General features: G+C 63.4%; 21 protein-coding genes. 14 read left to right on the forward strand and 7 right to left on the reverse strand.

The annotated features are described in order from the left end of the window. Nucleotides 1-5 precede the first annotated feature (5 nt). The 7 genes from AC1RRC_RS11765 to AC1RRC_RS11795 form a co-directional block, all read right to left on the reverse strand. Entirely contained in the window at nt 6-857 is an 852-nt protein-coding gene (locus tag AC1RRC_RS11765; protein ID WP_493055656.1) for a lytic transglycosylase domain-containing protein, read from the reverse strand. Between the two features lie 62 nt (nt 858-919). Further along, nucleotides 920-2,044, reverse strand: coding sequence for a nucleotidyltransferase domain-containing protein (locus AC1RRC_RS11770; protein WP_493055657.1), 1,125 nt, complete (start codon nt 2,042-2,044; stop codon nt 920-922). Continuing rightward, nucleotides 2,041-2,964 carry an HprK-related kinase A gene (locus AC1RRC_RS11775; protein ID WP_493055658.1) on the reverse strand — a complete coding sequence of 308 codons (924 nt, stop codon included), beginning with the start codon at nt 2,962-2,964 and terminating at the stop codon, nt 2,041-2,043. The genes AC1RRC_RS11770 and AC1RRC_RS11775 overlap by 4 nt, the downstream gene beginning before the upstream one ends. Continuing rightward, complete coding sequence (locus tag AC1RRC_RS11780; RefSeq protein WP_493055659.1) at nt 2,958-3,227, reverse strand: HPr-rel-A system PqqD family peptide chaperone; 270 nt, start codon at nt 3,225-3,227, stop codon at nt 2,958-2,960. The genes AC1RRC_RS11775 and AC1RRC_RS11780 overlap by 7 nt, the downstream gene beginning before the upstream one ends. A gap of 11 nt (nt 3,228-3,238) precedes the next feature. Continuing rightward, nucleotides 3,239-3,874 (reverse strand): hypothetical protein, encoded by a 636-nt coding sequence (locus AC1RRC_RS11785; protein ID WP_493055660.1) that lies wholly within the window; start codon nt 3,872-3,874, stop codon nt 3,239-3,241. A 203-nt stretch (nt 3,875-4,077) separates the two neighbouring features. Next, nucleotides 4,078-4,644, reverse strand: a complete 567-nt coding sequence (locus AC1RRC_RS11790) for an XrtA/PEP-CTERM system exopolysaccharide export protein (protein WP_493055992.1) — start codon at nt 4,642-4,644, stop codon at nt 4,078-4,080. Between the two features lie 141 nt (nt 4,645-4,785). Continuing rightward, nucleotides 4,786-5,550 (reverse strand): S1 family peptidase, encoded by a 765-nt coding sequence (locus tag AC1RRC_RS11795; protein WP_493055661.1) that lies wholly within the window; start codon nt 5,548-5,550, stop codon nt 4,786-4,788. Between the two features lie 332 nt (nt 5,551-5,882). Here AC1RRC_RS11795 and AC1RRC_RS11800 point away from each other — a divergent pair, with 332 nt between their 5' ends. From AC1RRC_RS11800 to AC1RRC_RS11865, 14 genes are read left to right on the forward strand one after another with little or no spacing between them, the layout of a single operon-like run. Next, nucleotides 5,883-7,415 (forward strand): XrtA system polysaccharide chain length determinant, encoded by a 1,533-nt coding sequence (locus AC1RRC_RS11800; RefSeq protein WP_493055662.1) that lies wholly within the window; start codon nt 5,883-5,885, stop codon nt 7,413-7,415. A 19-nt stretch (nt 7,416-7,434) separates the two neighbouring features. After that, nucleotides 7,435-8,469, forward strand: a complete 1,035-nt coding sequence (locus tag AC1RRC_RS11805) for an XrtA-associated tyrosine autokinase (RefSeq protein ID WP_493055663.1) — start codon at nt 7,435-7,437, stop codon at nt 8,467-8,469. Then, nucleotides 8,450-10,006: a TIGR03016 family PEP-CTERM system-associated outer membrane protein gene (locus AC1RRC_RS11810; RefSeq protein WP_493055664.1), complete on the forward strand. Its 1,557-nt coding sequence runs from the start codon at nt 8,450-8,452 to the stop codon at nt 10,004-10,006. Before AC1RRC_RS11805 ends, AC1RRC_RS11810 begins: the two co-directional genes overlap by 20 nt. Before the next feature lie 13 nt (nt 10,007-10,019). Then, a complete protein-coding gene (locus tag AC1RRC_RS11815; protein WP_493055665.1) occupies nt 10,020-11,036 on the forward strand; it encodes an XrtA/PEP-CTERM system-associated ATPase in 1,017 nt (338 codons plus the stop codon). Beyond that, nucleotides 11,033-12,187, forward strand: coding sequence for a non-hydrolyzing UDP-N-acetylglucosamine 2-epimerase (gene wecB / locus AC1RRC_RS11820; RefSeq protein ID WP_493055666.1), 1,155 nt, complete (start codon nt 11,033-11,035; stop codon nt 12,185-12,187). Before AC1RRC_RS11815 ends, wecB begins: the two co-directional genes overlap by 4 nt. Continuing rightward, a complete protein-coding gene (locus AC1RRC_RS11825; RefSeq protein WP_493055667.1) occupies nt 12,184-13,065 on the forward strand; it encodes an XrtA system polysaccharide deacetylase in 882 nt (293 codons plus the stop codon). Before wecB ends, AC1RRC_RS11825 begins: the two co-directional genes overlap by 4 nt. Further along, nucleotides 13,065-14,141 (forward strand): FemAB family XrtA/PEP-CTERM system-associated protein, encoded by a 1,077-nt coding sequence (locus tag AC1RRC_RS11830; protein WP_493055668.1) that lies wholly within the window; start codon nt 13,065-13,067, stop codon nt 14,139-14,141. The genes AC1RRC_RS11825 and AC1RRC_RS11830 overlap by 1 nt, the downstream gene beginning before the upstream one ends. A gap of 7 nt (nt 14,142-14,148) precedes the next feature. Further along, nucleotides 14,149-15,339 carry a TIGR03087 family PEP-CTERM/XrtA system glycosyltransferase gene (locus tag AC1RRC_RS11835; RefSeq protein WP_493055669.1) on the forward strand — a complete coding sequence of 397 codons (1,191 nt, stop codon included), beginning with the start codon at nt 14,149-14,151 and terminating at the stop codon, nt 15,337-15,339. Next, on the forward strand, nt 15,330-16,868 hold the full coding sequence (gene xrtA / locus AC1RRC_RS11840) for an exosortase A (protein ID WP_493055670.1): 1,539 nt from the start codon (nt 15,330-15,332) through the stop codon (nt 16,866-16,868). Before AC1RRC_RS11835 ends, xrtA begins: the two co-directional genes overlap by 10 nt. Then, on the forward strand, nt 16,865-18,082 hold the full coding sequence (locus AC1RRC_RS11845) for a TIGR03088 family PEP-CTERM/XrtA system glycosyltransferase (protein ID WP_493055671.1): 1,218 nt from the start codon (nt 16,865-16,867) through the stop codon (nt 18,080-18,082). Before xrtA ends, AC1RRC_RS11845 begins: the two co-directional genes overlap by 4 nt. A gap of 4 nt (nt 18,083-18,086) precedes the next feature. Then, on the forward strand, nt 18,087-19,982 hold the full coding sequence (locus AC1RRC_RS11850) for an XrtA/PEP-CTERM system amidotransferase (RefSeq protein ID WP_493055672.1): 1,896 nt from the start codon (nt 18,087-18,089) through the stop codon (nt 19,980-19,982). A 28-nt stretch (nt 19,983-20,010) separates the two neighbouring features. Then, nucleotides 20,011-21,225 carry a TIGR04063 family PEP-CTERM/XrtA system glycosyltransferase gene (locus tag AC1RRC_RS11855; RefSeq protein WP_493055993.1) on the forward strand — a complete coding sequence of 405 codons (1,215 nt, stop codon included), beginning with the start codon at nt 20,011-20,013 and terminating at the stop codon, nt 21,223-21,225. Nucleotides 21,226-21,231: 6 nt separating this feature from the next. Continuing rightward, entirely contained in the window at nt 21,232-22,410 is a 1,179-nt protein-coding gene (locus AC1RRC_RS11860) for a glycosyltransferase family 4 protein (RefSeq protein WP_493055673.1), read from the forward strand. Further along, on the forward strand, nt 22,379-23,428 hold the full coding sequence (locus AC1RRC_RS11865; protein WP_493055674.1) for a polysaccharide deacetylase family protein: 1,050 nt from the start codon (nt 22,379-22,381) through the stop codon (nt 23,426-23,428). The genes AC1RRC_RS11860 and AC1RRC_RS11865 overlap by 32 nt, the downstream gene beginning before the upstream one ends. Nucleotides 23,429-23,458 lie beyond the last annotated feature (30 nt).

Raw genomic sequence — 23,458 nt, forward strand, 5'->3', positions numbered from 1 at the left:
GGGGCTCACTTGGCAGCGATGGGCGACGTCACGGACAACAGGTCGCGTTGGTAGGGATGGACGGTTTGATGATACAGGGTGGAAATCTTCTTCACGTAATCGCGGGTTTCCTGATACGGCGGCACGCCGCCGTGGCGGTCAACCGCTTTCTCACCGGCATTATATGCGGCTGTCACTAGAGTAACATTGCCCTTGAAATAAGCCAGCAGCCAGCGGAGATAAGCGAGTCCTCCGCGCACATTTTGTTCCTCATTGAACACATCGCGCACCTGGAAGCGCTGCGCGGTTTCCGGGATCAACTGCATCAGCCCCTGCGCCTGCTTGGGCGACACGGCCCGTGCGTTGAAACCGGACTCAACGGAAATAATCGCCAGCACCAGCAAGGGATCGACATTGAATTCCGGCGCCAGCCGCCCCACCAGCCGTGCGATCTGCGGGTGCGGCGTCCACATCGTCACCGGCGGCAAGTCAAATTTCGGCGGTGGCGGCAAGTCCGGCAACAGGCAGGGTGGCGCCAGCGGCGCCGCGGCCAGTTGCGCGGCCATGGTGTGGGCCTGGACGTGGCCTTGCGCGGCCGCCAGGGTAAACAAATGGCGGGCCGCACCGTCATCGCGCGCACCGCCACGGCCATTGGCCAGCATCCAGCCCAGTGCATACTGGGCCGGCGCATAACCCTGGCGGGCCGCGCGACAATATAAGGTGCGCGCCAGCGCCGGATCGCGCGGCACGCCTTCGCCGTGTTCATGGCGCGCCGCCTGGGCCGCCAGTTCCACCGCAGACGCTTCTTCGGCCGCCCCGCACTGCAGCGGGACGCTGAAACACAGCATTGCCATGGCAATGCACAGGTGGCGTTCCATCAATGAGCCCTCCCGACAGGCATCATTCATTGTAGCAATTCGCCGGAGAAATTCTAAAAAGACTAAGGCCGGTCCAGTTCGGCTTCCGCCTCGGTGTCCCCCGCCTTGTCTTTTGGCGACAGGAAGGCCTTATGGAACAAATGCCTTGCCAACAACAGTGGCGGCATGCGCAGCCAGTTGCCGCGCAAGTAAATCAAGAGGCGCGCGGTGGCGCTCCAGCGGTCATCGCAGCTGGCGTGCATTGGCAACAGCGCGCGGTCGAACAAGCGATCCATCAGCGCCAGCAACACGGGATTGGGGCGCCCAACCTCCCGCGCGGCGGCCGCTTGCGGCGGCAGCGGCGTGTCCAGCAAGCGTTCCGTATACCGCAGCGCATAGAACAGCGGCCGCGTCAGTTGCAACTGCACCGCCCGCGATGCCAGGCCTTCCCAGAAACCGGGCCGGCCGCTGAAATGGCGCAACAGCGCATCGAGGTCGACCAGGTCGCGCAAGCCGTGGTCGCATTCGCCATCGAAAAACAAGTGGGTGGCGCTGTGCAGCACCATGTCTTCCGGCGCCAGTACGGACACGCCGTCCATACCCGGCACGGGCACGGCGCCGTCACGCAATTGCTTCGGGTCCGGATGCACCGGGGCCGTGCGCGGCAGGATCGCATGATGGACATCGATGGCGGTCTGGCGGTGGATGTGCTGCATGGGGGGCAATTCATGCATCCATTCGCGGTAATAGCGCTGGTCATACGCATCGTGATGGGTGGCGTGCCAGCCATGCAGCATCAGCGCGGTTTCCACGTCCGGCAGCAACGCTTCATCGACCAGGATGTCGATATCGGAATACAGGCGGCCGAGGCCCGGCGGTAATTGCGCGGTCGTGTACGCGGCGCCCTTCAGCAGGATCAGCGGCCCCGCCGCGCCATGCAGCGCCGCCAGGATTTGCCGTACTTCCCAGTGCACCGCCTGAATGTGACGCTCGGCGACGGCATGCACCCATTCCAGCATTTCGCGCGCCTGCGGCGGGATGGCCGCGAGCTCGCCCCGTTGCCGCACCAGGTAATACAGGCGCGCGTCGAGGTTGGCCTTGGAACATTGGCGCAACAGCAATTGCCATTCGGACGGGGCCAGCCCTGTCAGGCATTGCGGTTCACGGAAAGCGCGGACGGCCAGCGGCAACGGGCGTGGCGGCGTCATGGCTGTGCCGCCAACTGGTCAAACACCGCCATGGCTTCGTCCAGCTGGCTGTAGGTGTAACGGTAGCCACGCACATTGCTGACCACATCGGCCAGCGCGTCGAAGCCGCGGGCGCCCAGCAGGCTGTAATTGAACGCGTTTTTCGCCATATCCATGTGCGTGTGCGCCGGCGGCAATGCCTCCAGCGTGGACGGGGCGCCGGCCTCGTAACGGGGGAAGACGATCCAGCCGGGACGCGCGCATTCGCCGCTGCGCGCCACGGCATCGGGGGGGGCGCGCAAATGGGCCACCAGACCTTTGAGCGTCGTATCCACCGGTGTGGTGAATGCCGCATGATCGCTGTCGGCCAGGTAACTGCGCATGACATCAATCGAGGCGTTTTTCAGACTGACCGGCCGCGGCACCGACGCGATCAAGCCATCTTCCAGCCGGATCAGCGTCAGTTCATCCGACAGCAGGCGCCAGCCCCGGTAGGCCAGCGCGGCGCACAGCGTACTTTTGCCGGAGCCCGGCGGCGCCGGCAAGATCACCGCCCGTCCGCCCCGCTCCAGCACGGCCGCATGGATCATCAGGTAGCGGTGCGCCCGGTTGGCCACGCACCAGTTCAACCCCCATTCCAGCATCGGAAACGCATGCGCCAGCGGCAGCGGCTGGAACAGCGCGTCCCCGTCAAACAGCATATGGACTTGCGGCCGGTACCAGCGCCGCAGCGAGGCGGGCCGCCGCAACGTCAAACGGAAGTGGGCAAACGTGCTGGAAGGATGCAGCGGATAGTCGCGGTACATCAGCGCGACGCCATCGGCAATAGCGGCGACAGAGGATTGCAGGTGCACCAGGAAACCGCCCGTTTGCAGCACGATGCCGTCACGCGCCAGGCGCGCGCCCAGTTCGGCGCGGGTCAAATTGGCAACCGTCAGCATGCGGGAGTGGATTCGATCAAAGCCTGTCCGCGCAGCTCGGCAAGCAAGCTGTCCAACTGCGCGAGGCTGTCAGGAGTATTGTCGAGTTGTAAGGCGGAAACCAGCGATAGTGCGGCGGCCGGCGACCGGTGCAACAGTTCCAGCACTTCGATCGCAGCCGCATCCGTCAGGTGTGTGTCACCCGACAAATTGTTGTACAAGACGTACGTTTCGTTGTCCCAGGTACGGTAGCGCAAGGCCAATCCCGGCATCAGACGCCACATCGGTTAACGCCTTACGTCCAAAAGGTGCCTTCGCCCCACGTGCCTTTGATGTAGCCGGAAATCTCCGACGCGCTCCAGACTTTACCGGCTGGCTTGTAACCGGTGGCGCTGTTATAGCCAGTCCAGATTGCCTGCACTTTCGTGGTCGTCAGGTACGGTGTCGTATAGCCTTTCATGGCATTCAGGTACGCCGCAATCAGGTGGCGCGCCACGTCCTGGATGCCACCGCCGCCCCAGCAGATCACGTCGCCCAGTTTCTTGTTATAGAACTGCGACGTCGAGCCACAAGGGAAAATCTTCTGGAAGTTGCAATCCCACATGCTCTTGGTTGGCGCCCATGGCTGTTTCGGCCAGGCCGTCGGGTGCTCCTTCCAGTAACCAGGCGACACCGCATTGCAATAACCAACTTTCGGTCCGTGGCTGTGCTTGGTATTCAGCGTAAAGGAACCCGCCGCCGACGGTCCCGCAAACACGCAACTGTACGCGTTGGAAGCCATGCCGGGCTGGCTTTTGAGCGTCAGCACGGTGCCCACGGCGACCGCGCCTGCTTTGGTGAAGCGGCGCCGCGCCGCACCAGTAAACACCGGCGCGGCGGCCGGAGTCGACGGAGCGCTGCCGCTCTCTTCTGGATGCTCTTGGTTAACCACGATATTTGTCCTTGATCGATGGACCACCGCAGCGGCCCGAATTCAGTTGCTTAGAGATAAGCAATTTCTATTCCACAAATGCTCTGCAGTAGACTGCACTGATAAAAATCAAAGGCTTAGTAAAAAAAATACAGCCGAGCTGGTTACTTTTTTCAGTCTAGCGCAAAACCTGTAAAAATTCTCGACAAGTAAACAGTTAGTGATTAGAAGAAACTTTCCGGAATGATCAACACGTCGCCCGGGCGCATCGGCACATTGGCGGAAATATCGCCATCCTTGATCAGGTCATTCAGTCGCACATTGAACTTCTGTTGCTTGCCATCCACAACCCGAATCACGCTGGCACGGTTACCGGCAGCAAATTCCGTCACGCCGCCCACCGCGATCAGCACGTCCATCAGCGACATATCGACGCGGTAAGGCAGCGCCTGCGGCTTGGCGGCCTGGCCGATCACGCGGATCTGCTCATTATAAGTACCGACAAAACTCGTCACCACCACCGTCACCACCGGTTGCTGGATGAACTTGGACAGCGCCTTTTCAATGTCGCGCGCCAGTTCGGTCGAGGTCTTGCCGCTGGCCTGCAAATCTTCCACCAGCGGCGTCGTGATCTTGCCATCCGGACGCACCGGCACCGCTTGCGACACTTCCGGGTTGCGCCATACCACGATATTGACGGTATCTCCCGCGCCGATCAGGTAATCGCCGGCAGGCGCCGGATCCATCGGCAAGGTTGCTTTGGAGGCGCATCCGCCCAGAACCAGGCCCATCAGCGCAACCGCGCCACATGCCAGCCATTTGAAAGATTGCAGTTTGGTTATTTTCACTCGGGTCCTCTTCACGGGTCTGCGGCGCAACAATACGCACCGGCCTGTTACATGTTTGCTACGCAATGCTAGCAGGAATATTTATTATTGGGCAGTTCTTTGCAGCAGCGCCTGCACGTAGCGCCCCGGAATCGCATAGGAAATCCCGCTCGGGTTACTGATGGCCGCTTCCTTGTATCCTTTGACAAACCCCATGTTAATCACGGCATACACCACGCCGTCAGCCGGATCGTAGACGGGACTGCCACTGTTGCCGGGATAGGCGGTGCCATCGAGCTGGAAAATGTCGAACGGCCGCGCCAACTGCGTGATGGCGCGCGCGTCGAGCTGCCGCGCGCCGATCGAGGGAATGATGATGGGGGTAATGGCGGACAGCATGGCGCGGTGCGTAACGTGGTGCAAGCCTAAAACCATTCCCAGAGGAAACCCCGTCAGCGCCAGTTCACGCCCCTCGCGCAGGGTGCCGGAATCGCCCAGTTTCAAGGCCGGCAGCGGTGCGCCGCCACTGACCCGCAAGTGGGCCAGGTCATGCTCCGGATCGACCGCCACCACGGTGGCAGGGCGAAATGCAATGGTATTGCCCTCGCCGGCAATCACAACCCCCAGGCTTTCCTTCTGGTCCGCCTTGATCGCGTTGCTGACCACGTGGGCATTGGTAATGACACTGTAGCCATCCCCCGTCACCCAGCCGGTGCCAAAAAAAATCACTGCCGGGCTGCGCGTCGGCAGCGACGTGCCGATGCCAACGATCGATGGCTTGACGGCAGCAATGGTGGCGGCGAGGTCGGCGGCCCGCGCCGGGAGCATGGCCAGCAACAGGAAAACGGTCAAACTAAGCAATCGGAGCATGGCGAAACCACATAGTTGGAGCGTCGCCACGATATCAGATTTTCCTTGTGGCACGATAGGAGAATGCCCACACATGGCGGACAGTTCCTGTCACAATCATAGACTGGGCAAAATTGCTCTATCAGAAATGATTGTGTCAAAAAACAATGGTATTTATATTACCGCCGGCCCTGCCGGGCATGCATGCTTGGATAATATGGGAGCAGGGCCTTTAAGCCGGGCATCCACATATCAATAGCAACAAGCAATCATTTCTCCTGTATCATAGAGCGGATTTGATGTATTTTAGGCAAGTACAGGCTTGCCGCAGCACCTTAGGTGAGATAGACCAAATGGCAGAATTACAGGCCCTTATCCTGACCTTCCTGAAGGCGATAGGCAAATACCGCTGGTATGCAGTTGGCATAACCTGGGCGGTATCCGTCATTGGATGGACCGTCGTCTATCGCCTGCCGGATTCGTACCAGGCATCGGCGCGGGTGTATGTCGATACGCAAAGTATCCTGAAGCCGCTGCTGGCCACCATGACCACCGTGCCCAACGTGGAACAGCAAGTGCAATTCATGCGCCGCACCCTGATCAGCCGCCCGAACGTCGAGCGCGTGATGCGCATGGTCGACCTGGACATCAAGAACAAGAGCGTCCAGGACCACGAGCAAATGGTGGACGAGCTGACGTCGGCCATCAAGATCACCGGCACCGAACGCGACGACATTTATACGATTGCCTACAGCAACCCCAATCCCAAGCAGGGCAAGGAAATCGTGCAATCGCTGCTGACCATCTTCGTCGAAGGGTCGTTTGGCGGCAAAAAGCAGGAATCCGACAAGGCCGTCCAATTCATCGACGAGCAAATCAAGACGTATGAAGACAAGCTGGCCGCCGGGGAAAATTCGCTGAAGGAATTCAAGCTCCAGCACATGGGTGTGCTGCCCCGCCAGGGCAGCGATTACGGTTCCATCATTACCGAGCTGACCGACAAGCTGAGCCAGGCCAAACTGGAGCTGGCGGAAGCGGAGCAGGCGCGCAATGCGCTCAAGCGCCAGATTGTCGGCGAAGACCCGGCGCCCGTCTCCGGCGCCAATACCCTCGAAGAATCCGTCAATCCTGAACTGGAAAGCCGCATCCAGACGCTGGAAAAAAGCCTGGACCAGTTGCGCATGCAATACACGGAAGAACATCCGGACATCGTGTCGAGCAAGCGCCTGTTGCAGCAATTACAGGCGCGCAAGAAGGAAGAAGCGAAAAAACGCGTGCGCTCGAACGATCCGGGCGCCAATTACAGCCCGATGATGCAGCAAATGAACGTGGCGCTGTCGGTGGAAGAAGCGCGCGTGGCGTCGCTGCGGGCCCGCGTCAATGAATATGCATCGCGCCTGGGCACGGCCCGCTCGCAAAGCAACCAGGCGCCGGAAGTGGAAGCCCAGCTGGCGCAACTGAACCGCGATTACACGGTGAACAAGGAAAACTATACCAAGCTGGTGGAACGCCGCGAAGCGGCCCGCCTGTCGGGCGACCTGACGTCGGCCACCGACATGATGAGCTTCCGCGTGATCGATCCGCCCACGGCGCCGACCGTGCCGACCGGCCCGCACCGCCCGCGCCTGATGTCGATGGTGTTTGGCGGCGCGCTGATTGCCGGCCTGGGTGTGGCGCTGCTGATGAGCCAGGTACGTCCGACCTTCGTAACGCAAAATGCCCTGCGCGATGCGACTGGCTTGCCGATCCTGGGCAGTATCAGCATGAACTGGACCGCCGAGCAGAAAGTCCGCCGCCGCCGCCGCCTGTATGCCTTCTCCGCTTCCGTGGCGCTGTTATTTACAGCGTATGGCGGCGTGATGGCCGCGCTGCTGATGAAGAACTAGTCCATACACGGGGAACGAAATGAGCATTATTGAACGGGCGGCCAGCCGCCTGGAACAAAAGCAGTCCGCCACTGCCCCCGCTGCGCCGGCCCAGGAAGCATCGCCGGCAGTGGACGCGGCCACCGTACCGCCCGCCGCTGCGGAGCCGGTCCAGGCCGCCGCAGCACCTGACACCGTGGCGCCTGCCGCCGCGGCGCCAGCGCCTGCCGCCGAAGCTGCCACAGCTGTTGTGCCGCCGGCCGGCGCCGTCGCCGCAGCACCGGCACCGGTGCCGCCAGCGGATGCCGGCGGCGCCGACCAGGCAGCCGCCTCCGCCCGTGCCGGACGCAACCCCAAGCGGGTCGAACTCGATTTGAAACGCATGCAGGAAATCGGCCTGGTGACCGCCGCCGGCGGCCGCACCATGCTGGTCGAAGACTTCCGTATCATCAAGCGCCCGCTGATCAAGCGCGCCTTCACGCCGCGTGGCCCGGGTGAAAATCCAGGCAACCTGATCATGGTGACCAGTTCGCTGCCGGGCGAAGGCAAGACTTTCTGCTCGATCAACCTGGCCATGTCGATTGCCATGGAGCTGGACCATACCGTGTTGCTGGTCGACGCCGACGTGGCCCGTCCCTCCGTCCTGCGCACCCTGGGCTTGCCGGCCCAGCGCGGGTTGATGGACTTGCTGTTGGAAGACAAAGTCGACATGGCCGACATCATGCTGCGCACCAACGTCGATACCTTGACGATCTTGCCGGCCGGGACCAACTCGCCCCGCGCCACGGAATTGCTGGCCAGCCAGACCATGACCAGCTTCGTCCATGAAATCGCCAACCGCTATCCGGACCGGATCGTGATTTTCGATTCGCCGCCCTTGCTGCTGACCAGTGAAGCGCATGTGCTGGCCGGCCACATGGGCCAGATCGTGGTGGTGGTGGAAGCGGAACGCACCACCCAGCACGCGGTGAAGGAATCGCTGCGCCAGCTGGAAGGCTTGCCAAACGTCAACCTCATCTACAACAAGACCCGCGAGTTCCCCGGCACGGAAACGTATGACTATCACTATGGCTAAATTGCACCGCCGGCCCGTCGCGGCGGCGGTTGCCCTGGCGCTGCTGTCGCTGGCGCCGGCCTGCCGGGCAGATTGGAAATTCACCCCGCAAGTCGAAGTACGCGAAACGTATACGGACAACGTGGCGCTGCGCGCCAATGCCGAAGCCAACTGGGTGACGGAACTCGCGCCCTCCTTGCGGGTCGCTCATACCGGCCCGCGCCTGCAGCTGGACGCCAATTACTCGCGGCGCATTTTTGAATATGCGGACAAGAGCATCGGCGGCACCCGTGGCTCCACGCAAGACTTGAGCGCCAACGCCAAAGCCAAAGTCATCAATGAATTGCTGTTCATTGATGCCAACGCCAGTATCGGCCAGCGCGACGCATCGGCCTTCGGCCCGCTGTTGCAAACGTCGGGCAATAATTTCGCCACCGGCAACGCCGTCGAAGTCAAAACCGCCCGCTTCAGCCCTTACCTGAAGCAGCGTTTTGGCGCCTATGCCAATGCCGAATTGCGCTATTCCTATGACAAGGTGACGTCGTCCGCCGCCGGACTGAACGACACGACCGGCAATGCCCTGTCGCTGAACATTGCCAGCGGCAATGCATTCCGCCTGCTGGGCTGGGGCTTGCAGGCCACTCAAAACAAACAAAAAGGCGTGGCCACCGCCACGGCGGGCGGTGAATCCGACAGCAGCAACTATGCGCTGACCTTGCGCTGGGCCGCGACCGGGCAGTTCAGCGTGACCGCCATGGGCGGCTACGACAGCTATGACTACCAGTCGCTGGGCGGCAGCAATGGCGGCCAGGCATGGCAACTGGGCGTGGACTGGCAACCCAGTGCGCGCACGCACGTGCAGGCCAGCGCCGGCAAGCGCTATTACGGCAATTCGTATTCGCTGCAGGCACAGCACCGCGCCCGCGTGTCGGTCTGGACCGTCAGCTACAACGATTCCGTGACCAGCACGCGCCAGCAATTCCTGCTGCCATCGACCATCGATACCTTCAGCCTGCTCGACCGCATGTTTACCGCCACGATCCCGGACCCCGATGCGCGGCGCCAGGCGGTGGCGGCCTATATGCAGTCCACCGGACTGCCCGCGTCGCTGGCCAATAACATCAATTACTTCAGCAACCGGTATTACCTGCAAAAACAATTCCAGGCCGCCGTCGCACTCAACGGCCCACGCACCACGACCGTGCTGACCTTGCAGGATATGCGCCGCAACGGTCTGTCCAGCACCGAGGTGGATAGTAGCTTGCAGGGCAATTCATCCACCCTGCTCAATGACATTACCCACCAAAGCGGGGGCAATGTGACGTGGAACTGGCGCCTGTCGTCGCGCACCGGTGTCCTGGCCTCGGCGGACCTGACGCGCATCCGTTCGATTTCCGCCAATACCAGTTCCACCACGCGTGGCCTGCGGATCGGCCTGTCCCACCAGTTGCAGCCGAAGGTGCGCGCGGCGGTCGATGTGCGCCGCCTGGCCGGCGGTTTGGGGATAGGGAAATACACGGAAAACGCCATTTCGGCGTCCCTTAGCAAACAGTTCTAGCGGAGTCTGAAAGATGTACGAAAGTTATTATGGGCTCAGCGACAAACCGTTCCGTCTGCGCCCCGATCCGCATTTCTTTTTCGGCAGCAAGGGCCACAAGCGGGCCATGGCGTACCTTGAATATGGCTTGTCGCAGGGCGAAGGCTTTATCGTCATTACGGGGGAAGTCGGCGCCGGCAAGACCACCCTGGTGCGTAACATGCTCAGTACGCTGGAAGCGCAGCACATTGTCGCCGCGCACCTGGTCAACACGCACCTGAATCCGGAAGACGTCTTGCGCATGGTGGTGTCGGCGTTCGGCCTGCCGGCCGAAGACGCCACCAAGAGCGCCCTGCTGAGCCGCCTGGAAACGTTCCTGCGCACCTGCGACGCCCAGGGCAAGCGCGCGCTGCTGGTGGTCGACGAGGCGCAAAACCTGTCGCCGCGCACCGTCGAAGAATTGCGCATGCTGTCGAACTTCCAGACCGACGATAAATCGCTGCTGCAAACCTTCCTGCTGGGCCAGCCGGAATTCCGCACCACCCTGCACAGTCCGGACATGCAGCAGTTGCGCCAGCGTGTCATTGCCACCTACCACCTGGGGCCGATGGATGCGGTGGAAACCCAGGCCTATATCGAACACCGCCTGCACACGGTCGGCTGGACCAACAATCCATCGTTCACACCGGCCGCCCATGCGGCGATTTACGAATATTCGGGCGGCATCCCGCGCATGACCAACCATCTGTGCGACCGCCTGATGCTGATGGGCTTCCTGGAAGAATTGCATGAATTCACGGACAAGCATGTCGATGACGTGATCCGCGACATACAATCCGAGTTCCAGCCGCCCCCGGCCGCCATCGTCGCCGCGCCCGCCTCGCGGCAGGCCGACGAGGCCGAACTGGCCGCCGCCATCGCGAGTTATCCGGATGGCATGGACGAACGCATGATGCGGCTGGAAAAGTCGGTCGTGTCGGTACTGAACATCCTGAAAAAAATCGTGGCCACCCCGGCCAGCAACAACTCTACGCTGGACAATAACGAATGAATACCACTGCCCAAGCCCCTTTCCGCATCCTGTGCGTCGTCGGCGCCCGTCCGAATTTCATGAAGATGGCCCCGATCATGGCGGCGCTGGCCGAACTGCGCCCGCAAGTCGAAGTGCAGCTGGTCCACACCGGCCAGCACTATGACGTGGCCATGAACCACCAGTACTTTTCCGCGCTCGGCATTCCCGACCCGGACATCAACCTGGAAGTCGGTTCCGGCAGCCATGCGATCCAGACCGCCGACGTGATGAAAAAATTCGAACCGGCGCTGGACCAGGTGCAGCCGACCGCGGTGCTGGTGGTGGGCGACGTCAACTCCACCATCGCCTGCGCGCTGGTGGCTGCCAAGAAAGGCATTCCGGTGATCCACGTGGAAGCCGGCCTGCGCAGCTTCGACCGCGCCATGCCGGAAGAAATCAACCGCGTGCTGACCGACCAGATCTCCGACCTGCTGTTCACCACCGAGGAAAGCGGTGAAGCCAACCTGCTGCGCGAAGGCATCGCCAAGGAACGCATCCACTTTGTCGGCAACGTCATGATCGACACCCTGGTGCGCAACCTGCCGCGTGCTATTTCCGCCGAACAGATCGTGGCCGACCACGGCAAGCCAGGCTTTGCCAGCGGCGCCGACGGCTATGCCGTGCTGACCCTGCACCGGCCATCGAACGTGGACGACTTCGCCGTGCTGCGCACCTTGCTGGAGACCGCCAACCGTATCGGCGAACGCACGCCGATCATCTTCCCGCTGCACCCGCGCACCCGCGGCATGATCGAAAAGGCCGGCCTCAACCATTTGGTGGAAGGCGGCAACATCTTGCTGCTGCCACCGATGGGCTACCTGGAAATGCTGGGCCTGATGAAAGGTGCGCGCGTGGTGCTGACCGATTCCGGCGGCATCCAGGAAGAAACCACGGCGCTGGGCACCCCGTGCATCACCCTGCGCAACAATACCGAGCGCCCGATCACCGTCGATGAAGGCACCAACACCATTGCCGGCCAGGATCCGGACAAGATCCTGGCGATCTACAATGAAGTGATGGCCGGCGGCGGCAAAGCCGGCCGCGTGCCGTACTTCTGGGATGGCAAGGCCGCCGTGCGCATTGCTGAGCAACTGCAGGCCTGGATGCAGGCGGGCTGCAAGACATCATGAACGCGCCCCTGTCCCCGCAGGAGGGGCAAGCCCTGCAACAGGCGTCCGCGATCCGCAACGCCATGACGATCGACGTGGAAGATTACTTCCAGGTGTCGGCGTTCGCGCCCTACATCACGCGCGACAGCTGGCCCGAGCGCGAATGCCGGGTGGAGGCCAATGTCGACCGCATTCTCGCCATCCTCGACGAGGGCGGCGTGAAAGCCACGTTCTTCACCCTGGGCTGGATCGCGGAACGCTATCCGGCATTGGTCCGGCGCATCGTCGCCGGCGGCCATGAGCTGGCCAGCCACGGCTATGGGCATCTGCGCGCATCCGACCAGGACCGCGCGCAATTCAAGCAAGACATCAGCTCGGCCAAGGCCATCCTGGAAGATATCGGCGGCCAGGCCGTGCTCGGCTACCGCGCGCCGAGCTTTTCCATCGGCGAGGGCAACCTGTGGGCGCTGGACGTGCTGCACGAAGCCGGCTACCGCTACAGTTCCAGCATTTATCCGGTCCGGCACGACCATTACGGCATGCCGGACGCGCCGCGCTTTGCGTGGCATCCGAACGGCAGCGACGGCTTGCTGGAAGTGCCGATCACCACGGTCCGCCTGGGCCAGCGCAATTTGCCGGCCGGCGGCGGCGGCTATTTCCGCCTGTTCCCGTACGCCCTGTCGCGCTGGATGATGCAGCAGGTGAACCAGCGCGACGGCCAGCCCGCGATCTTTTATTTCCACCCGTGGGAAATCGATCCCGGCCAGCCGCGGCCAAGTGGCATCAACCTGAAGACCCGCTTCCGCCACTACGTCAACATGGAAAAAATGGATGGCCGCATCCGCGCCCTCACGCGTGATTTCGCGTGGGACCGGATGGATCGCATCTTCCTGAAATAATGAAGACGTTTTCGGCAGATCATTCCGGCGCGCGCCAGCGCGCTCCCGTGCTGCGCTTGCTGCAGCCGGGCGACGCGCAGCGCTGGGATGCCTTTGTCGAAGCCTGTCCGGAAGCGACTTTTTTCCACCGCGCCGGCTGGCAACGCGTGATTGAGTCCGCGTATGGCCACCGCACCTGGTTTTATTATGCCGAGCGCGATGGCGACATCATCGGCGTGCTGCCGCTGGCTGAAGTGCGCAGCCGCCTGTTTGGCCATGTGCTGTGCTCACTGCCCTTTTGCGTCCGTGGCGGCATCGCCACCAGCGACGACACCGCGCGCGCCATGCTCGATGCGGCGGCCGAGGTGCTGGCGCGCGAACGCCGGGTCGGCTACCTGGAAAGCCGCTGCGAAACCGCGCGCCACCAGGGCGAAGCCGCATGGCACAGCCGGGATATCTACGCCACCTTCCGCAAGGCCATTGCCGACGATGACGAGACCAACCTGCAAGCCATCCCCCGCAAGCAGCGGGCCGTGCTCCGGCATGGCATGGCCAGCGGCCTGACGGCAGAAACCGATCCGCAGGTGGAGCGCTTTTTCGCGCTGTACGCGGCCAGCGTGCACCGGCTGGGCACACCGGTGTTTCCGCGCCGGTATTTCCGCCTGCTCAAGGACGTGTTTGGCGACGCGTGTGAAATCCGCACCATCGTGCAGCACCACCAGGCCGTGGCCTCGCTGATGAGCTTTTACTGGCGCGATGAAGTGCTGCCGTATTACTTCGGCGCCCTGCCGGCCGCGCGCGACTGCGGCGCCAGCGATTACGCTTACTGGAGCCTGATGCAGGCCGCCGTGGCCCGCGGCTGCGGCATCTTTGATTTTGGCCGCAGCAAACTGGGCACCGGCGCCTACGATTACAAGAAAAACTGGGGATTCGCGCCGACGCCGCTCCAGTACGAATACAAACTCATCAACGCAGCCGCGTTGCCGGACAACAATCCGCTGAACCCGAAATACCGCCGGTTCATCGCGATGTGGAAAAAACTGCCGCTCCCGGTGGCCAATTTCCTCGGTCCGTACCTCGCGCGCAGCCTGGGATAGCCTCGACATGAAAGACTTATTGATGCTGGTGCACCGGATGCCTTATCCGCCCAACAAGGGGGACAAGATCCGCTCGTATCATTTGCTGAAACAGCTGGCGCAAACGTACCGCGTGCACCTGGCCACTTTCATCGATGACGACGATGACTGGCAACACGTGCCCACCGTGCAGGCGCTGTGCGCCAGCACCCACTTTGCCCGCCTCAATCCGAAACTGGCGCGGGTGCGCAGCCTGGGGGCCCTGCTGGGCCAGCGTTCGCTGTCGCTCGACTATTACCGCAACCAGGGCTTGCGCAGCTGGGTCGACGACACCATGCGGCGCCATGCGATCGACCGCATCCTGGTGTTTTCATCGCCGATGGCGCAGTATGCCGAGGCCTATCCGCAAGCGCACCGGGTGATCGACTTCATCGACGTCGATTCGGAAAAATGGCGCGAATACGGCGAGAAAAAACCGTGGCCGGCCAGCCTGCTGTTCCGCTACGAAGCCAAACAATTGCTGCGCTATGAGCGCAAGGTGGCGGCCGATTATGCGGCGTCGCTGTTCGTGTCGGCGCCGGAGGCGGCGCTGTTTTCCCGCCTCGCGCCGGAAAGCGCGGCGCGCATCGGCTTCTTCAACAACGGGGTCGATACCGCCTACTTCACGCCGGAGCAGGCTTACCCATCGCCCTATGCTGCGAACGAACATGGCATCGTGTTTACCGGCGCCATGGATTACTGGCCGAATATCGATGCAGTCACGTGGTTTGCCGAGCACGTGCTGCCGCGTGTGAAACAGGCGCACCCGCAGGCGGTGTTCTACATCGTCGGCGCGCGTCCGGCGGCCGAGGTGCAGGCGCTGGCCAAGGCCGGCGCCATCGTGGTGACCGGCACGGTGCCCGATGTGCGGCCCTACCTGGCCCATTGCGTGGTCTCGGTGGCGCCGATGCGCGTGGCGCGCGGCGTGCAGAATAAAGTGCTGGAAGCGATGGCCATGGCCAAGCCGTGCGTGGTGTCGCCGGAAGCGCTGGAAGGCATTGAAGCCGCGCCCGGCAGTGAACTGGTGCTGGCCGGCGATGCCGCCGCCTTTGCCGACGCCGTGATTACCGCCCTGCGCACCGATGGCGCCGCCATGGGTCGCGCGGCGCGCGATCGCGTGACGCAGCGCTACAGCTGGCAAGCCAACCTGGCCAACCTGGAACATCAGCTATGCAACTGACCGCCACCACGCCGGCCACCGCCGGCGCGCCCCTGCAGGCACACGCCAATCCCCTGCCCTTGCTGGCGCTGACCTGCGCCGTCATGGCGGCATTGCTCGCGCTGTATGCCGATACCACGGCCACCATCGTGGCCCTGTGGAACAGTTCGGAAACCTTCGCGCACGGCTACGTGATTGTGCCCATCAGCCTGTGGCTGATCTGGCTCCGGCGCGCGAATTTCCATGCGATCCCGGCCCAGCCGTGCCTGCCCGCGCTGGCGCTGCTGGCGCTGGCCGGGCTGGGCTGGCTGGCCGGCCGCATGGGCGCCGTGCAAGTGGTCATGCAATACGCGTTTGCCGCCATGCTGCCGCTGGCGGCATGGACCATGTTCGGCACGCGCCTGGCGCGTTCGCTGGCCTTCCCCCTGTTCTTCATCCTGTTCGCGGTACCGTTCGGCGAAGTGTTTATCGGCCCGCTGATCGACTTCACGGCGGATTTCACCGTGTGGGCGCTGCAACTGACGGGCATGCCGGTGCTGCGTAACGGCACCCACTTTGAAATCCCCAGCGGCAACTGGTCGGTGGTGGAAGCCTGCAGTGGCGTGCGCTACCTGATTTCCTCCATCACGCTGGGCTGCCTGTATGCCTACCTGACGTACCGCACCGTATGGCGCCGCGCCGCGTTCGTCGCCCTGTCGGTGGTGGTGCCCATCGTTGCCAACGGCTTGCGCGCCTACATGATCGTGATGATCGGCCACCACAGCGGCATGACCCTGGCGGTCGGTGTCGACCACCTGATTTATGGCTGGCTGTTCTTCGGCCTGGTGATGCTGCTGATGTTCTGGATCGGCGGCTTTTGGCGCCAGGATGCGCCGTCCTCGGAAACCGCACCGGTCCCGCAGGCGGGCGCGCGCGCCGGTACCCCTTACCTGGCGGGCGTGGCCGCGCTGACCGTCGGCGTGGCGGCGCTGTGGCCGGCCTGGGCCGCCTATGCCGACCGCGCCAACCACAACCCGCAAACGCCGCACCTGGCCCTGCAGTTGCCGGCGCCGGCGGCCAGCCCGTTCACCGCCTGGCAACCACGCTACATGCCAGCCGATGCGACGCTCAGCCAGACCTACCAGGCCGACGCCCCGGTCTCGGTGCGCATCGAGTTTTACCGCAACCAGCACAATGCGAAAGCCCTGATCAGCTCGAGCAACCGCCTGGCCACGGAAAAAGATCCATTCCACGTCACGGCCACGGCCGTGCGGCAAGAGCCCGACGCCGCCTTCCGCGTGCGCGAAGCGCGCCTGTCCGGTCCGGACGGCGATGTACTGGTCTGGTACTGGCTGCGCGTTGGACAGCACGCCATCACCAACGACTACGTGGGCAAAGCCTGGCAAGCCTGGCAAAAATTCAGCGGCCAGGGTGACGATGGCGCGGCCGTGCTGCTGGCCACGCCGGTGCTGGGGACCGACGCCGCCCCGGCGCGCGCCACCTTGCGCGCGTTCCTGGCCAGCCACCGGCCTGCGATCGACGCGGCGATCGATACGGCGCAGCGCAAATGAGGGATAACATGCCGTACAGCGACCAGAAGACGGGGCCAGATGCGGGCCAGGATGCGCGCCCCCTGATCGTCCACCTGATCTACGCGCTCGACGTGGGCGGACTGGAAAAGCTGCTGGTCGATTGCATCAACCGCATGCCGCCGCAACGCTACCGGCATGCGCTGGTGTGCCTGACGACGTATGGCGAATTTGCCCAGCGCATCACGCAGCCGGACGTGCGGATTTTTGCGCTCAACAAGCCGCCCGGTAAGGCCCTGCACCTGCACTGGGAATTGTGCAAGCTGCTGCGCCGGCTGCGGCCGACGGTGCTGCACACCTATAACTTTGCCACGCTGGAGTATGCGCCGGCCGCGATGCTGGCCGGCGTCCCGGTGCGGATCCATGCCGAGCATGGCCGCGACGCACGCGACCCGCAGGGGCTCAATCCCAAGCACAACCTGCTGCGCCGCCTGATGACGCCGTTTATCGACAGCTATATCACCGTGTCGGCCGACCTGGAACGCTGGCTTGGCCAGGTGGTGCGCATTCCCGCCGCCAAGACCCGGCTGATCAACAATGGCGTGGACACCGAGGTGTACCGCCCCGGCCCCCAGCCGCCAGCAACCTCGCCATGGGGGCCGGAACATTTTGTGATCGGCACCGTGGCGCGCATCCAGGACGTCAAGAACCACAAAGGGCTGGTGGAAGGCTTCATTGCGCTGCGCGCGCTGCTGCCGGACCAGCAGCACCGGCTGCGCCTGTCGATCGTCGGCGACGGCCCGCTGTTGCCGGCATTGCAGGCCCAGGTGGCGGCGGCCGGATTGCAGGACGTGGTGTGGCTGCCGGGATCGCGCAGCGACATTCCCGCCATGCTGCAGGGATTTTCCCTGTTTGTCCTGCCGTCGATTGCCGAAGGCACCCCGGTGTCGCTGCTCGAAGCGATGGCATGCGGCCTGCCTGCCGTGGTGTCGGACGTGGGCGGCATGCCGGAAGTGGTCACGGAAAACGTGCATGGCGCGCTGGTGCCCGTCGCCAACGCCGACGCGCTGGCCGCGGCGCTGGCACGCTACGCCGTGGACCCGGCGCTGTGCCGCGCCCATGGCGCCGCCGGCCGCCAGCGCGTGATCGAGCGCTACAGCATGGCCGCCATGCTCGACGCTTATCTCGCGCTGTACGACGGATTATGCGTCCGCAAAATAACACCGGGCGGCACGGCCGCCCCTCATCAGGAATGACACCATGTGTGGAATAGTTGGAATCTTTGATACGCAAGGCCAGCGCGACATCGACCGCGCGGCGCTGCACCGCATGAACGAGAGCCAGCACCATCGCGGCCCCGACGAGGGCGAGCTGTACCTGGAAAAAGCGCTGGGCATGGGGCACCGCCGCCTGTCCGTGATCGACCTGGCCACCGGCCAGCAGCCGCTGTTCAGCGCCGACCGCAGCGTGGTGATCGTCTACAACGGCGAAACCTATAATTACCGCGAACTGATGGCCGAATTGAAGGACATGGGCTACCAGTTCCAGACCAAGTCCGATACCGAAGTGGTGCTGCATGCATGGGAAGCGTGGGGCCCCGATTGCGTGCACCGCCTGCGCGGCATGTTCGCCTTCGCGATCTGGGACCGCAAGCAGCAGACCATGTTCCTGGCGCGCGACCACATCGGCGTCAAGCCAATGTTTTATTCGCTGCTGCCGACCGGCTATTTCGTCTTCGGCTCCGAGCTGAAATCGATCATGACGCACCCGGAACTGTCGCGCGAACTGAATCCGCAAGCGATCGAAGATTACTTCGCCTACGGCTATATCCCGGAACCGAAGACCATTTTCAATGGCGCCTTCAAATTGCAGCCGGGCCATCGCATCGTGCTGAAGGTGGGCGACACGCAAGTGACCCAGGAGCGCTGGTGGGACTTGCCGTTCAAGCCGGTGCAGGCGGGCAGCGAAGCCGATATCGCGCGCGAACTGGTCGAACGGGTGCAGGAATCCGTGCGCAGCCAGATGGTGGCGGAAGTCCCGCTGGGCGCCTTCCTGTCCGGCGGCGTGGATTCGTCCGCCGTGGTGGCCATGATGGCGCAAAAGGATGCGCCCTCGGTCAACACCTGCTCGATCGGCTTCGACAACCCGCAATTCGATGAAACCGCGTATGCCAACCAGGTGGCGCAGCAATACGGCACCCGCCACCACGCGCAGATCGTCAGCGAATCCGACTACAGCCTGGTCGATGAACTGGTGCACCTGTATGACGAACCGTATGCCGACAGTTCCGCCATCCCGACCTACCGCGTGTGCCAGCTGGCGCGCCAGCGCGTGACGGTATCGCTGTCGGGCGATGGCGGCGATGAAAGTTTCGCCGGCTATCGCCGCTACCGCATGGCGATGGCCGAACACAGCGTGCGCGACCGCATTCCGGCCAGCCTGCGCAAGCCGGTGTTCGGCACGCTCGGCAAGCTGTATCCGAAGGCCGACTGGGCGCCGCGCGTGTTCCGCGCGAAAACCACGTTCGAAGCGATCGCGCGCGACCTGGTGGAAGGCTATTTCCACGGCGTGTCGATCATGCCGGACCGGATGCGCGCGCAACTGTTTTCCGATGGCTTCAAGGCCAAACTGCAGGGCTACAGCGCCAGCAGCGTGATGCTGGAACACGCCAAGCGCGCGCCGACCGACGATCCGCTGTCGATCCTGCAATACGTCGACTTCAAGACTTACCTGCCGGGCGATATCCTGACCAAGGTCGACCGCGCCAGCATGGCGCACTCGCTGGAAGTGCGGGTGCCGCTGCTGGACCACACGTTCGTCGAATGGGTGTCCGGCCTGCCGTCGTCGATCAAGCTCAAAGGCGGCGAAGGCAAATACATCTTCAAGAAAAGCCTGGAGGGACATTTGTCCCACGATATCCTGTACCGCAAGAAAATGGGCTTTTCCATCCCGCTGGCGGCCTGGCTGCGCGGCCCGCTGAAGCAGCGCATGCGCGATGCGCTGCTGGGCCCCCTGCTGGCCGACACGGGCATTTTCAACCAGGGTTTCCTGCAGGAGCTGGTGGAACACCACCTGTCCGGGCGGCGCGATAATGCCGCCTTCATCTGGACCCTGCTGATGTTCGAAGCATTCCTCCGTAAAGAAATGGCAGCATAAATTCATGAATGTCCAAGAAAAACAGGGCCTGCGCATTTTGCACGTGCTCGATCACTCGATCCCGGTGCAAACCGGCTACACCTTCCGCACCCGCTCGATCCTGCGCCAGCAGCGCGCGCTGGGCTGGGACACCTGCCATATCACCAGCTCCAAGCATGAAGGCACGCAGCAGGGGCTGGAACAGGTCGACGGCCTGGCGTTTTACCGCACCGGACCCACCGATGGCCTGATGGCGCGCCTGCCGGTGCTGAGCCAGCTGGCCATCATCGACAAGCTGGCCGCGCGCCTGCTGCAGGTGGCCAGGGAAGTCAAACCGGATATCCTGCATGCGCACTCCCCGGCGCTGAACGGCGTGGCCGCGCTGCGCGTGGGCAAAAAACTGGGCATTCCGGTGGTGTATGAAATCCGCGCCTTCTGGGAAGATGCGGCGGTCGACCACGGCACGGCCAAGGAATGGGGCATGCGCTACCGCCTGACGCGCGCGATGGAAACCTATGTGCTGCGCCGCGCCGATGCCGCCACCACCATTTGCGAAGGATTGCGCAGTGAAATCATCGCCACCCGCGGCATCCCGGCCAGCAAGCTGACCGTGATCCCGAACGCCGTCAACATTGACGACTTCAGCGTCGGCGGCGAGAAAGACCACGCGCTGGCCGCGAAGCTGGGCCTGGAAGGCAAGACCGTATTGGGCTTCATCGGCTCGTTCTACGCCTATGAAGGCTTGAACGTGCTGCTGCAGGCACTGCCGGCCATGCTCAAGATCAACCCGGAAATCCGCGTGCTGCTGGTCGGCGGCGGTCCGCAGGACGCCGCGCTGAAAGCCCAGGCCAAAGACCTCGGCGTGCAAGACCAGGTGATCTTCACGGGCCGGGTGCCGCACAGCGAAGTGCAGCGCTATTACGACCTGGTCGACGTGCTGGTCTACCCGCGCCTGAAAATGCGCCTGACCGACCTCGTCACGCCATTGAAGCCGCTGGAAGCGATGGCGCAGGGCCGCGTGCTGGTGGCGTCCGACGTGGGCGGCCACAAGGAATTGATCGAGCACGGCAAGACCGGCATGTTGTTTACCGCCGGCGATCCGCAGGCGCTGGCCGACCAGGTGCTGGCGCTGCTGGCGGCGCAGCAGCGCTGGCCGGAAATGCGCGCGCAGGGCCGCCACTTCGTGGAGGCGGAACGCAGTTGGGCCTCCAGCGTGGCGCGCTATCGCCCGGTCTATTCGGCGCTGAGCAAAGGCAAGGCCTGATTCATCATGAAGCTTTTGACGTTCAGCACCCTGTTTCCCAACCAGGAACAGCCTGGCCACGGCATTTTCGTGGAAACCCGGCTGGCGCACCTGGTGGCCAGTGGCGAGGTGCAGGCGCGGGTGGTGGCGCCGGTGCCGTGGTTTCCATCGAGCCATCCGCGCTTCGGCCAATATGCCAAGTATGCGCGCGTGCCCCGGCGTGAAATCCGCAATGGTCTGGACATCGTCCATCCGCGCTACCTGACGATCCCCAAGGTCGGCATGAACGCCGCGCCGTGGCTGCTGGCGCGCGGCGCCAGGCAGGAAGTGGGCAGGCTGCTCGACGAAGGCTATGATTTCGATGCGATCGACGCCCATTATTTTTATCCCGATGGGGTGGCCGCCGCCATGCTGGGCAAGTACTTCAACAAGCCGGTGGTGATCACCGCGCGCGGTTCGGACGTCAACCTGTTCCAGCATTTCCCGGTACCGCGCCGCCTGATCGTGTGGGCCGCGCAGCAGGCCAAAGGGATCATTACCGTCAGCCAGGCGCTGAAAGAACAGCTGGTGGGGCTGGGCGTATCGCCGGCCGCCGTGACGCCGCTGCGCAACGGCGTCGACTTGCAGCGCTTCGCGCCGCTGGACCGGGCGGCGGTCCGCGAGCAACTGGCGATCGACCGGTATACCATTGTCTCGGTGGGCAACCTGATCGAATTGAAAGGCCACCACTTGATCATCCGGGCGCTGCAACGCTTGCCCGATGTGTTACTGTTGATCGCTGGAAATGGCCCGGACCGGGCCAAACTGGAAGCGCTGGCGCGCGAGCTGGGGGTGGCCGACCGGGTACGCTTCCTCGGTTCCGTGCCGCAAACGGAATTAAAAAAGGTCTTCAACGCGGCCGACCTGATGGTGCTGGCGTCCAGCCGGGAAGGCTGGGCCAATGTCTTGCTGGAGTCGATGGCGTGCGGCACGCCGGTGGTCGCCAGCAATGTCGGCGGCTCGCCGGAAGTGGTGGCGGCGCCTGAAGCAGGCCTGTTGATGTCCGAATACAGCAGCGACGGCGTGGCCGACGCTATTTTACGGCTGCGCGAACGCAATCCGGACCGCGCGGCGGCGCGCCGTTATGCCGAGCAATTCAGTTGGGACTTTACCACCCGGGGCCAGATTGAGCTTTTTGAAAAAATCATCGTGGAACACGTACAGTGAAACCAGCACGTCCGGCGCCGCGGAGCAGCGCGGCATGAGCACCTACCAGCGATCCGCGGCGCCGCTGCCGGCGCTGATGCGCGCCATCGGCAACAGTTATTCACTGTGGCAGGCCGGCCGGGGACGCCTGTGCATCGTCAATTACCACCGCATCCTGGAAAAACACGATCCACTGCTGGGCAATGAGCCGGATGTCGCCGTGTTCCGCGAACACATGAAAATGCTGGCGGACTGCTTCAATGTCCTGCCCCTGCACCAGGCCATGCAGGCGCTGCAGCAGCGCGCCATGCCGCCGCGCGCCGTGTGCATCACGTTTGACGACGGCTACCGCTCGACCTACGAACTGGCGCTGCCGGTGCTGCAGGAATTTAACTTGCCGGCCACGGTGTTTGTCACCAGCGGTTATGTCGATAACCACGAAAGCATGTGGAATGACCGCATCGTGGAAGCCGTGCGCTCGGTACCGGGCGACACGCTGGACATGCGCGCCGCGGGCGCCGGCCTGTACCCGCTGAGCAGCGTGGCGGAGCGCTGCACTGCCGTGCATGAATTGACGCAACGCGCCAAGTACTTGCCGCCGCAGGAGCGCATGGCGCTGATCGCCAGCCTGGAAACCATCACCGGCGCCAGCACGCAGCCCCTCATGCTGGGCTCGGACATGGTCCGTGCCCTGCACCAGGCCGGCATTGAAATCGGCGCCCACACGGTATCGCACCCGATCCTGACCAGCCTGTCGGACCAGGAAGCGCTGCGTGAAATGGTGGAGAGCAAACAGACCCTGGAAGCCATCACGGGCGCCCCCGTGCGGTATTTTGCCTATCCCAACGGCAAGGCCGGACTGGACTTTGACAACCGCCACGTGATGATGGCCCGCCAGGCCGGCTTCGACGCCGCCTTCACGACGGCGCCCGGCCCGGTCACCGTGACGCAAGACGTGTATATGGTGCCCCGTTCGCGGCCATGGGACGCCACCACGTTCTTTTACATGCTGCGCTTGCTGCGCTGGCTGGCGGGATAACCATGGCGCAGCTCCGGCACACAGACGCGG

Source organism: Pseudoduganella sp. GW821-FHT12E03 (assembly GCF_058807115.1).

Coding starts and splice junctions, on each gene's coding strand:
- AC1RRC_RS11765 (WP_493055656.1), bottom strand. CDS start 857: ATGGAACGCCACCTGTGCATTGCCATGGCAATGCTGTGTTTCAGCGTC.
- AC1RRC_RS11770 (WP_493055657.1), bottom strand. CDS start 2,044: ATGACGCCGCCACGCCCGTTGCCGCTGGCCGTCCGCGCTTTCCGTGAA.
- AC1RRC_RS11775 (WP_493055658.1), bottom strand. CDS start 2,964: ATGCTGACGGTTGCCAATTTGACCCGCGCCGAACTGGGCGCGCGCCTG.
- AC1RRC_RS11780 (WP_493055659.1), bottom strand. CDS start 3,227: ATGTGGCGTCTGATGCCGGGATTGGCCTTGCGCTACCGTACCTGGGAC.
- AC1RRC_RS11790 (WP_493055992.1), bottom strand. CDS start 4,644: ATGGGCCTGGTTCTGGGCGGATGCGCCTCCAAAGCAACCTTGCCGATG.
- AC1RRC_RS11795 (WP_493055661.1), bottom strand. CDS start 5,550: ATGCTCCGATTGCTTAGTTTGACCGTTTTCCTGTTGCTGGCCATGCTC.
- AC1RRC_RS11800 (WP_493055662.1), top strand. CDS start 5,883: ATGGCAGAATTACAGGCCCTTATCCTGACCTTCCTGAAGGCGATAGGC.
- AC1RRC_RS11805 (WP_493055663.1), top strand. CDS start 7,435: ATGAGCATTATTGAACGGGCGGCCAGCCGCCTGGAACAAAAGCAGTCC.
- AC1RRC_RS11810 (WP_493055664.1), top strand. CDS start 8,450: ATGACTATCACTATGGCTAAATTGCACCGCCGGCCCGTCGCGGCGGCG.
- AC1RRC_RS11815 (WP_493055665.1), top strand. CDS start 10,020: ATGTACGAAAGTTATTATGGGCTCAGCGACAAACCGTTCCGTCTGCGC.
- wecB (WP_493055666.1), top strand. CDS start 11,033: ATGAATACCACTGCCCAAGCCCCTTTCCGCATCCTGTGCGTCGTCGGC.
- AC1RRC_RS11825 (WP_493055667.1), top strand. CDS start 12,184: ATGAACGCGCCCCTGTCCCCGCAGGAGGGGCAAGCCCTGCAACAGGCG.
- AC1RRC_RS11830 (WP_493055668.1), top strand. CDS start 13,065: ATGAAGACGTTTTCGGCAGATCATTCCGGCGCGCGCCAGCGCGCTCCC.
- AC1RRC_RS11835 (WP_493055669.1), top strand. CDS start 14,149: ATGAAAGACTTATTGATGCTGGTGCACCGGATGCCTTATCCGCCCAAC.
- xrtA (WP_493055670.1), top strand. CDS start 15,330: ATGCAACTGACCGCCACCACGCCGGCCACCGCCGGCGCGCCCCTGCAG.
- AC1RRC_RS11845 (WP_493055671.1), top strand. CDS start 16,865: ATGAGGGATAACATGCCGTACAGCGACCAGAAGACGGGGCCAGATGCG.
- AC1RRC_RS11850 (WP_493055672.1), top strand. CDS start 18,087: ATGTGTGGAATAGTTGGAATCTTTGATACGCAAGGCCAGCGCGACATC.
- AC1RRC_RS11860 (WP_493055673.1), top strand. CDS start 21,232: ATGAAGCTTTTGACGTTCAGCACCCTGTTTCCCAACCAGGAACAGCCT.